Source organism: Streptomyces sp. NPDC003393, from assembly GCF_053589015.1.
On sequence record NZ_JBSFRB010000055.1, the window covers coordinates 39,918 to 50,163 of the forward strand.

A 10,246-nucleotide genomic window follows, 5' to 3' on the forward strand; every position below is an offset into this window, starting at 1 on the left:
CACGGGCTCACTTGCTGAAGTCGGGCACCAGCTTGGTGATCGCGAGTTCGGCGTTGCTCAGGCCCTTGTCCAGGGACTCCTTGCCGCCGGCGATCTTGGGCAGCTCGGTGTCGAGCGGACCCCACAGGGAGCTGTACTCGGGCAGCGCCGGGCGCGGCTGGGCGGCGGCCAGGACGCCCTGGTAGCCGGCGATACCGGGGTCGGCCTTGACCTCGGCGGTGTAGGCGTCGCCGCGGGTGGGCAGCGTGGAGTTCTTCAGGGCGATGGTCTCCTGGGACTTCGCCGAGGTCATGAACTTCACGAACTTCAGGGCCGCGGCCTGGTGGGCCTTGTCGGAGCCGGCGTAGACCGAGAGGTTGTGGCCGCCGGTCGGGGCACCCGCCTTGCCGGTGGAGCCGGCCGGGACGGTGGCGATGCCGAGGTTGGCCTTGTCCTTGAAGGCGGAGCCCTTGTAGAAGTTGGTGATCTCCCAGGGGCCCTGGATGATCGCGGCGACCTTGCCGTTGACGAACGCGTCCTGGATGTGGGCGTAGGCGTCGGCGGTGGTGTCGGCCTTGTGCAGGCCCTTGCCGGAGAACAGGCTCAGCCAGGTGCCGTAGGCCTTCTTGGCGGTGGGCGAGTTCACGGTGATCTTCTTGGCCGCGGCGTCGACGGTGTCGGTGCCCTCGCCGTAGAGGAACGACTGGGCGTAGTAGGCCTGGGTGGAGCCCCAGTAGCCGTCGACGCCGGCCTTGTCCTTGATCTTCGCGGCGTCGGCCTTCAGCTCGTCCCAGGTCTTCGGCGCCTCGGTGATGCCGGCCTTCTGGAACAGGGCCTTGTTGTAGACCAGGGCCAGGGTGTCGGTGACCAGCGGCACGCCGTACGTCTTGCCCTCGTACTGGGCCTGCTTGATCAGGTTGGGCTCGAACTGGGACTGGTCCGCGAGGGCGTCGGTGCCGTCCAGCGGCAGGAAGTAGCCCTTCTTGGCGAAGGCGGGGGTCCAGCCGACCTCGGAGCGCAGGATGTCCGGGGCTCCCTTGGAGCCGGCGGCGGTGTCGAACTTGTTCTGCGCCTGGTCGAAGGGCACGTTGACGTACTTGACCTTGATGTCCTTGTTGGCAGCCTCGAACTGCTTCACCAGGGCCTGGTACGTCGGCGCCTCGTTGGTGGCGTTGGAGGTGTCCCACCAGGTGATGGTCACCGGACCGTCGGACTTGTCGCTGCCGCTGTCGCTCCCGCCGCAGGCCGTCGCCGCGAGGGCGAGGGACGCCACCAGCGCGGTGGCCGCTATGCCACGCCGCATGAGTTCTCCTTGAGGGTGAAAGCCCGTGAGCAGGAAGCGGTCCCGTCCGTTCCTGCAGACTTGCCGACTGCGCCGTTGCGGCCGCCGGGCGACGGTGAGAGTAGCCGCGCTTGTCAGCGGCGCGAAAGACCTTGCAGAAAAAAAATGCAAGAAGTCGCGACAGTTACCCCGCCGTGACCTGCCGGTCCGGGCCCCGCGCCCCCGAATTCACGCGGATCGGCGGCCCACCGAACTCTTGTGCAAGACTCTGCAAGCTCTTGCCATACGGTGGTGAGGGCGGAATCATCCCGTTGCGGACCGGGCGTCGGGACCGGACGCCGACCACGACACGAGGGAACGCGATGACGCAGCAGCCCACAGCGGGCCGGACCACGGCACGCACCAGGCGCCCGATCGGTGGGCACGGGGGATCGCGACCGGTACAGTCCAGTGCTGTGACCACACGGCTTGCCGACATCGCCGCGCAGGCGGGGGTGAGCGAAGCGACCGTCAGCCGCGTACTCAACGGGAAGCCGGGCGTCGCCGCCACCACCCGTCAGTCCGTGCTGGCCGCGCTCGACGTCCTCGGCTACGAACGCCCCGTCCGCCTGCGCCAGCGCAGCGAGGGCCTGGTGGGCCTGATCACCCCGGAGTTGGAGAACCCCATCTTCCCGGCGCTCGCCCAGGTCATCGGCCAGGCGCTCACCCGGCAGGGCTACACCCCGGTGCTGGCCACCCAGACCCCGGGCGGCTCCACGGAGGACGAGCTGACCGAGATGCTGGTGGACCGCGGCGTCGCCGGCATCATCTACGTCTCCGGTCTGCACGCGGACACCACGGCCGACATGGAGCGCTACGAGCGCCTGCGCGCGCAGGGCGTGCCCTACGTCCTGGTGGACGGCTTCTCCCCGAAGGTGCAGGCGCCGTTCATCTCGCCCGACGACCGCGCGGCGATGACCCTGGCCGTCACCCACCTCGTCTCGCTGGGCCACACGCGCATCGGTCTGGCGCTCGGCCCCAAGCGCTTCGTCCCGGTCCAGCGCAAGATCGAGGGCTTCGTCCGGGCGATGCAGGACCAACTCGGCCTGGCGTCGGCCGTCGTCGAGTCCGAACTGGTCCAGCACTCGCTCTACACCCTGGAGGGCGGCCAGGCCGCCGCGACGGCGCTCATCGACCGCGACTGCACGGCGATCGTCTGCGCCAGCGACATGATGGCGCTGGGCGCGATACGGGCGGCCCGGCAACGCGGCCTGGAGGTGCCCCGGGACGTCTCCGTCGTCGGCTTCGACGACTCGCCCCTGATCGCCTTCACCGACCCGCCGCTGACGACGATCCGCAAGCCGGTGCCGGCGATGGGCCAGGCGGCCGTGCGGACCCTGCTGGAGGAGATCGGCGGGACACCGGCACCGCACAGCGAGTTCGTGTTCATGCCGGAACTGGTGGTGCGCGGCTCCACGGCATCGGCCCCCGGGGACCGCAACCGCCACTGAGGTCCTGTCCCACCCCAGGACATGCGGTCCGGACCCGACCAGGGGATGATCTGTCCGAGAAGTCTTTTCTGGCAGACTCTGTGCCCATGGGTGACACGACGGCGACACGACCGGAAGGCCCGGAACTTCGGGCTCTTTCCCATCCCGTCGCGGACGGCACCCCGCCCACCCGCACCCGGTGTCCGCGCGCCCCCCGCCACCCCCGGCTGTGGTTCGAGATCCTGCTGATCGCGGTCAGTTACTGGACGTACTCGCTCATCCGCAACGCGGTTCCGGAACAGCGGGCGAAGGCGCTGGGCAACGCGGACCGGGTCTGGCACCTGGAGCACCGACTGGGCGTCGCCGCCGAGCAGGCGATCAACCATGCCGCCGATTCGGTGACTTGGCTGATCATCGGCATGAACTACTACTACGCGACCCTGCACTTCGTGGTCACCGTGGGCGTGCTGGTCTGGCTCTACCGCAGTCACCCGGGCCGCTACGCGGCGGCCCGCCTGGCCCTCTTCGCCACCACGGGAGTCGCCCTCCTCGGTTACTACCTCTTCCCCCTCGCGCCGCCGCGCCTGATGGCCGGCGGCCACTTCGTCGACACGGTGCAGCTCCACCACACGTGGGGCTCCATGGCCTCCGGCGACCTCAAGCACATGTCCAACCAGTACGCCGCGATGCCCTCGATGCACATCGGCTGGTCCCTGTGGTGCGGGCTGACGCTCTTCGCGCTCACCGCCGTCCCCTGGGTGCGCGTCCTCGCGGTCGTGTACCCCGCGGCCACCCTCCTGGTCATCGTCGCGACCGCCAACCACTTCTGGCTCGACGCGGTGGGCGGCGCGCTGTGCCTCGCGGTCGGCTTCACGGTGTCCCGAACCTGGTACGGGGCGCTGCCCCACACCCTGCCCCGAACGGCATGGCAGCCGGCGAGAGCGTAGACGGCCCGGCGGTACCCGCGAAGCCGCCGGCCGGCCTACATCTCGTAGAACAGCTCCTCCACGACACCCCGGGCCCGCCGCGCCGTCCGCCGGTACGCGTCGAGCATGTCGCCCGCGTGCCCCGGCCCGTACCCGAGGTACCGCCCCACCGCGGCCAGTTCCCGCGGCTGCGAGGGGAACGTGTCCCCCGCCCGCCCCCGCACCAGCATCACCGCGTTGCGCACCCGCGTGGCCAGCACCCACGCCTCGTCCAGCGTCGCGGCGTCCTCCTGCGACACCAGCCCGGCCTCCCGCGCCGCGGCCAGCGCCTCCCGCGTCCGGGTCGTCCGCAGCCCCTCCACCTCGGCCCCGTGCCGCATCTGGAGCAACTGCACCGTCCACTCCACGTCCGACAGCCCACCCGGCCCCAGCTTGGTGTGCAGCTTCGGATCGGCCCCGCGGGGCAGCCGCTCCGCCTCCATCCGCGCCTTCAGCCGCCGGATCTCCCGGACCGCGTCCTCCCCGAGCCCGCCCCGCGGATACCGCAGCGGGTCGATCAACCGAAGGAACCGCCGCCCGAGCTCCTCGTCCCCCGCCACCGGCTCCGCCCGCAGCAACGCCTGCGACTCCCACACCAGTGACCACCGCCGGTAGTACGCCTCGTACGAGGTCAGCGTGCGCACCATCGGCCCCGACTTCCCCTCGGGCCGCAGATCCGCGTCGATCAGCAGCGGCGGGTCGGCACTGGGACTCTGCAGCAGCCGCCGCATCTCGGCCACCACCCGGTTCGCCGCCTGCGCGGCCTCCCGCTCGTCCACCCCTTCCCGGGGTTCGTGCACGAACAGCACGTCCGCGTCCGACCCGTAGCCCAGCTCGTGCCCCCCGAACCGCCCCATGCCGATGATCGTGAACCGGGTGGGCAGGATGTCCCCCCACCCCCCGCGCACCACCGCACGCAGGGTCCCCGCCAGCGTCGCCGCGGTCAGGTCGGACACGGCGCCGCCGACGAGGTCGACGAGCGCGCCCTGGTCGGCCTCGACGGCCTGGGCCTCGGTGCCGTAGGAACCGACGATGTCGGCGGCGGCCGTACGGAACAGCTCCCGCCGCCGCACCCCGCGTGCCGCCGTGACCCCCTGCTCGGCGCTCTCGGCGCGGCCGACGGCCGCCAGGACCTCCTGCTCCAGCTGGGCCCGGCCGCGCGGCTCCAGGCCACCGCCGTCGCCGTCGCCGAGCAGCGCCACCGCCTCCGGCGCCCGCATCAGCAGGTCGGGAGCGAGCCGCCCGGCCGACAGCACCCGGGCGAGGTTCTCCGCCGCGGCGCCCTCGTCCCGCAGCAGCCGCAGGTACCAGGGCGTCTTGCCGAGCGCGTCCGAGACCTTGCGGAAGTTCAGCAGACCGGCGTCCGGGTCGGCGGAGTCCGCGAACCAGCCCAGCAGCACGGGCAGCAGGGTGCGCTGGATGGCCGCCTTCCGGGTGACTCCGGACGCCAGCGCCTCCAGGTGCCGCAGCGCCGCCGCGGGGTCGGCGTAGCCGAGCGCGATCAGCCGCTCCCGGGCCGCCTCGGGGCTCAACCGCACTTCGCCGGGCGCGAGTTGGGCGACGGCGTCCAGCAGCGGCCGGTAGAAGAGCTTCTCGTGCAGCCGCCGTACGACCCCGGTGTGCCGCCGCCACTCGCGGGTGAGCTCGACGACCGGATCGGCGCGCAGCCCCATGGACCGGCCCAGGCGGCGCAGGTCGGCCTCGTCCTCGGGCAGCAGGTGGGTGCGGCGCAGCCGGAAGAGCTGGATGCGGTGTTCCAGCAGGCGCAGGAAGCGGTAGGAGTCGCCGAGCTGCACCGCGTCCTCGCGGCCGACGTAGCCACCCGCGGCGAGGGCGAGCAGCGCGTCCAGCGTGGTCCCGCTCCGCAGCGAGGCGTCCGTCCGCCCGTGCACCAGTTGCAGCAGCTGGACGGCGAACTCGACGTCCCGCAGGCCGCCCGGACCGAGTTTGAGCTCGCGCTCGACCTCGGAGACGGGGATGTTCTCCACGACCCGGCGGCGCATCTTCTGCACGTCGGCGACGAAGTTCTCGCGCTCGGCGGCCTGCCAGACCAGCGGGTCGAGGGCGGCGATGTACCGCGCGCCGAGCTCGGCGTCCCCGGCGACCGGCCGGGCCTTGAGCAGCGCCTGGAACTCCCAGGTCTTGGCCCATCGCTGGTAGTAGGCGACATGGCTGCTCAGCGTGCGCACCAGCGGACCGTTCCTGCCCTCGGGCCGCAGATTGGCGTCGACCGGCCAGATGGAGCCCTCCACCGTGGTCTCGGAGCAGATGCGCATCATGTGCGAGGCGAGCCGGGTGGCGGCGCGCAGGGCCTCCTGCTCGTCCGCGCCCTCGACGGCCTCGCCGACGAAGATGACGTCGACGTCGGAGACGTAGTTCAGCTCGTGCCCGCCGCACTTGCCCATCGCGATCACCGCGAGCCGGCACACCGCGTCGTCCTCGGGCGCGGCGGTGCGGGCGATGCGGAGCGCGGCGCGCAGCGTGGCGGTGGCGAGGTCCGCGAGCTCGGCGGCGGTCTCGGCGACGCCGGTGGTGCCGCACACGTCACGGGCGGCGATGGACAGCAGGCAGCGCCGGTAGGCGACGCGCAGCGAGACGGGGTCCTCGGCCTCCGCCAGCCCCCGCTCGAACTCCTCGACACCGGGGTGCAGGTCCCGGGGCTCGTAGGTGACGAGCACGTGCCAGTCGCCGCAGTGCCGGGCGAGGTGGTCGCCGAGCGCGGCGGACGCTCCGAGCACGCCGAGCAGCCGGTCGCGCAGCGGTTTGGCCGCTATCAGCGTGTCGAGCAGCTCCCGCCGGGTGGTCGGGGAGGGCTGCGCCTCCAGCAGCCGTACCAGCCCGCGCAGCGCCAGGTCCGGGTCGGCGGTCGCGCCCAGCGCCTCCAGCAGGACCGGGTCGTTCCTGACCGGCGCCAGCTCGGGGCCGTCCAGCAGCCGCTCGGCGGCGGTGGCATCGGTGAAGCCGTGCCGCAGCAGCCGCGTGAAGGTACTGCTCCTGCGCCCCGGCGCCGTCATCCCGGCCTCCCATCGGATCAGGTCCTCGGACCAAAATCGTCCTGGCCAGAGCCTATCCGCAGCGCCGGGGGACGCCCACACCTCACGGGTCGCCGGGCGGACACGGCACCGGTACCCGGTCCGACGCGGAAGGCGGCCGCTGGGCCGGCCCAGGGCAGCAGCCGGCTCGGTGCGGCTTCAAGACATGTTGTCGGCGCCGTGGCTCAGGCGCGAGTCCATATGCGCGTGACCTGGTGGTCGGAGGTCGCGTACGTGTACCAGGTGCTGTCGATCAGGGCCTCGGCGGCGCTCGTCACGGGGAAGGGACACGTGATCTGTTCGGGGGCTCGCTGAAGTGTCGATGGAGGAGCTCGGTCAGGACGTCGGCAGGCCGAAGCTGGACGTGCCGGCGGAGCTGATCAGCGCCATCAGGACGTCTCATGACGAGATCGATACATGGATCGTCACTGCGGAGCAGGCCTTCCCGGTTGTTCAGGGCAGTGAGACGCCACGGGGCCGACGGTCCATGACCGTCGGCCCCGGTAGCCGATCTCGCGGTGAAACCGCTCTTACCTGCCCTTACAGCACCGGCAGATGCTTCCGCAGCTCGTACGCCGTGACCTCGGAGCGGTACTCCTCCCACTCCTGCTTCTTGTTGCGCAGGAAGAAGTCGAAGACGTGTTCGCCGAGGGTCTCGGCGACCAGGTCGCTGTTCTCCATGAGGGACAGGGCCTCGCCGAGGTTCTGCGGGAGGGGTTCGATGCCCATCGCGCGGCGCTCGGCGTTGGACAGCGCCCAGACGTCGTCCTCCGCGCCGGGCGGGAGCTCGTAGCCCTCCTCGATGCCCTTCAGGCCCGCGGCGAGCAGGACGGCGTAGGCCAGATAGGGGTTGGCGCCGGAGTCGAGCGAGCGGACCTCGACCCGGGCCGAGCCCGTCTTGCCCGGCTTGTACATCGGGACGCGGACCAGGGCCGAGCGGTTGTTGTGGCCCCAGCAGATGTAGCTGGGGGCCTCGCCGCCGGCGCCCGCGGTGCGCTCGGAGCCGCCCCAGATGCGCTTGTAGGAGTTGACCCACTGGTTGGTGACCGCGGAGATCTCGGCGGCGTGCCGCAGCAGGCCGGCGATGAAGGAGCGGCCGACCTTGGAGAGCTGGTACTCGGCGCCCGACTCGTAGAACGCGTTGCGGTCGCCCTCGAAGAGGGACAGGTGCGAGTGCATGCCGGAGCCGGGGAACTCCGAGAACGGCTTCGGCATGAAGGTCGCCTGAAGGCCCTGCTCCAGCGCCACCTGCTTCATGACCAGGCGGAACGTCATGATGTTGTCCGCCGTCGACAGGGCGTCGGCGTAGCGCAGGTCGATCTCCTGCTGGCCGGGCGCGCCCTCGTGGTGGGAGAACTCCACGGAGATCCCCATCGACTCCAGCATGGTGATCGCCTGGCGGCGGAAGTCCATGCCGATGGCCTGCGGGGTGTGGTCGAAGTACCCGGAGTTGTCGGCGGGGGTCGGACGGGAGCCGTCCAGCGGGCGGTCCTTCAGCAGGAAGAACTCGATCTCCGGGTGGGTGTAGAAGGTGAAGCCCAGATCGGAGGTGCGGGCCAGGGCCCGCTTGAGGACGTAGCGGGGGTCGGCGAAGGACGGGGAGCCGTCCGGCATCAGGATGTCGCAGAACATGCGGGCGGTGCCGGGGGCCTCGGCGCGCCAGGGCAGGATCTGGAACGTGGACGGGTCGGGCTTGGCGATCATGTCGGACTCGTAGACCCGGGCGAAGCCCTCGATGGCGGAGCCGTCGAAGCCGATGCCCTCGTCGAAGGCCTGCTCCAGCTCGGCGGGCGCCACGGCCACGGACTTCAGGAAGCCCAGCACGTCCGTGAACCACAGGCGTACGAACCGGATGTCGCGCTCCTCCAACGTACGGAGCACGAACTCCTGCTGCTTGTCCATCTTCCGCTTCCCCATCCTTGCTGGTCAGGCCGCCTGTGTCCGTACGTCGTCACGGGAGGCGGTCGGGCACCCAGGGCATCACACCACATCACCGTTTCACACGCGTTGCGCGGCGTGATCGCCCGGTTGGCGCCGGTCCGGAGACCTTCGTGCGGCGGGTGTGCTGTCCTGCGCCCATCTTGCCCCCTGAGCAGCGCTTCCGTAACGGCCGAGGGCCTGCCCGCGTGAGGGAGATGTGGAGGAGACGTGAGCGAAACCACGCCCGTTTAATTTGCATCTCAAATGCAAGTTTCTTTAGCGTCTCAGGCAGACGAGCGATCGAGCCTTCGAGGAGTTCCACGATGCTGTCCGAACAGTCCGCAGCCACCGTCCGCGCCACCCTGCCCGCCGTGGGCGCGGCCATAGGCGAGATCGCCGAGCGCTTCTACGCCCGGCTCTTCGAAGCCCACCCCGAACTGCTGCGGGACCTCTTCAACCGGGGCAACCAGGCCGACGGAAGCCAGAAGCAGGCCCTCGCCGGCTCCATCGCCGCCTTCGCCTCCTACCTGGTGAACAACCCCGACGAGCGTCCCGACGTGATGCTGCAGCGCATCGCCAACAAGCACGCCTCGCTGGGCATCACGCCCGAGCAGTACCCGATCGTCCACGAGCACCTGTTCGCCGCCATCGCCGAGGTGCTCGGCGATGCGGTCACCCCCGAGGTCGCCGCCGCCTGGACCGAGGTCTACTGGCTGATGGCCAACTCCCTCATCGCCATCGAGAAGCGGCTCTACGAGCAGAGCCGGCAGACCGGCTGGCGCGAGTGGAAGGTCGTCGAGCGGACCGACGAGACCTCCGACGTGGCCACCTTCAAGCTGCGCCCCGTGGACGACGAGCCGGTGCCCGGCTACCGCGCCGGCCAGTACGTCTCGGTCGGCGTCCGCCTCGCCGACGGTGCCCGGCAGATCCGCCAGTACAGCCTGACCGCGGCCCCCGGCACCCCGGAGCGGCAGTTCGCGGTCAAGCGGGTGAGCGGCGGTGCCACGACCCCCGACGGCGAGGTCTCGAACCACCTGCACGCGAACGTGCACGAGGGCGACATCCTCCAGTTGTCCGCCCCGTACGGCGACCTGGTCCTGGAGGACACCGACGCTCCGCTGCTGCTCGCTTCCGCGGGCATCGGCGTCACCCCGATGGTCGCCATGCTCGAGCAGCTCGCGCTCACCGGCCACCGCGCCCCGGTGACCGTGGTGCACGCCGACCGCTCCCCCGGCCACCACGCGCTGCGCTCCGACCACGAGGCGTACGCGGCCAAGCTGCCGGAAGGACAGTCCGTCTTCTTCTACGAGCAGGGCCACGAGGACGCCGGGCGGCCCGGCCGGGTCGATCTCTCCGACGTCCCCGTCGCGAGCGGCACGCAGGCGTACCTGTGCGGTCCCCTGCCGTTCATGCGGGCCGTGCGCGAGCAGCTGATCGGCAAGGGTGTCGCCCCCGCCGACATCCACTACGAGGTCTTCGGTTCGGACATGTGGCTGGTCCAGGCCGCGGCCTGAGCGAGGCGGAACCGGAAGGGCCGGCCCTCGCGTTCCGTCTCCAGCCGGCCCACGGCTCCGTTCGCGAGCTGGAAATACACAGTCG

The 10,246-nt window shown here is 71.0% G+C and carries 6 protein-coding genes; 3 read left to right on the forward strand and 3 right to left on the reverse strand.

Annotation, left to right across the window (positions count from 1 at the left end):
• Positions 1 to 7 precede the first annotated feature (7 nt).
• Positions 8 to 1,282: an extracellular solute-binding protein gene (locus tag ACWDUZ_RS34790; RefSeq protein ID WP_451635820.1), complete on the reverse strand. Its 1,275-nt coding sequence runs from the start codon at positions 1,280 to 1,282 to the stop codon at positions 8 to 10.
• A 434-nt stretch (positions 1,283 to 1,716) separates the two neighbouring features.
• Here ACWDUZ_RS34790 and ACWDUZ_RS34795 point away from each other — a divergent pair, with 434 nt between their 5' ends.
• Positions 1,717 to 2,751, forward strand: coding sequence for a LacI family DNA-binding transcriptional regulator (locus ACWDUZ_RS34795; RefSeq protein ID WP_451635821.1), 1,035 nt, complete (start codon positions 1,717 to 1,719; stop codon positions 2,749 to 2,751).
• 86 nt (positions 2,752 to 2,837) lie between these two features.
• On the forward strand, positions 2,838 to 3,677 hold the full coding sequence (locus ACWDUZ_RS34800; RefSeq protein WP_451635822.1) for a phosphatase PAP2 family protein: 840 nt from the start codon (positions 2,838 to 2,840) through the stop codon (positions 3,675 to 3,677).
• A gap of 35 nt (positions 3,678 to 3,712) precedes the next feature.
• Here the strand turns inward: ACWDUZ_RS34800 and ACWDUZ_RS34805 are convergent, their stop codons facing one another.
• A complete protein-coding gene (locus ACWDUZ_RS34805) occupies positions 3,713 to 6,709 on the reverse strand; it encodes a bifunctional [glutamine synthetase] adenylyltransferase/[glutamine synthetase]-adenylyl-L-tyrosine phosphorylase (protein WP_451635823.1) in 2,997 nt (998 codons plus the stop codon).
• A gap of 558 nt (positions 6,710 to 7,267) precedes the next feature.
• The gene (locus ACWDUZ_RS34810) at positions 7,268 to 8,629 is read right to left on the reverse strand and encodes a glutamine synthetase family protein (RefSeq protein ID WP_451635824.1); all 1,362 of its coding nucleotides are present in this window, start codon (positions 8,627 to 8,629) and stop codon (positions 7,268 to 7,270) included.
• A 341-nt stretch (positions 8,630 to 8,970) separates the two neighbouring features.
• Between ACWDUZ_RS34810 and ACWDUZ_RS34815 the strand changes: the two genes are divergently transcribed.
• Positions 8,971 to 10,161 carry a globin domain-containing protein gene (locus ACWDUZ_RS34815; RefSeq protein ID WP_451635825.1) on the forward strand — a complete coding sequence of 397 codons (1,191 nt, stop codon included), beginning with the start codon at positions 8,971 to 8,973 and terminating at the stop codon, positions 10,159 to 10,161.
• Positions 10,162 to 10,246: the final 85 nt, after the last annotated feature.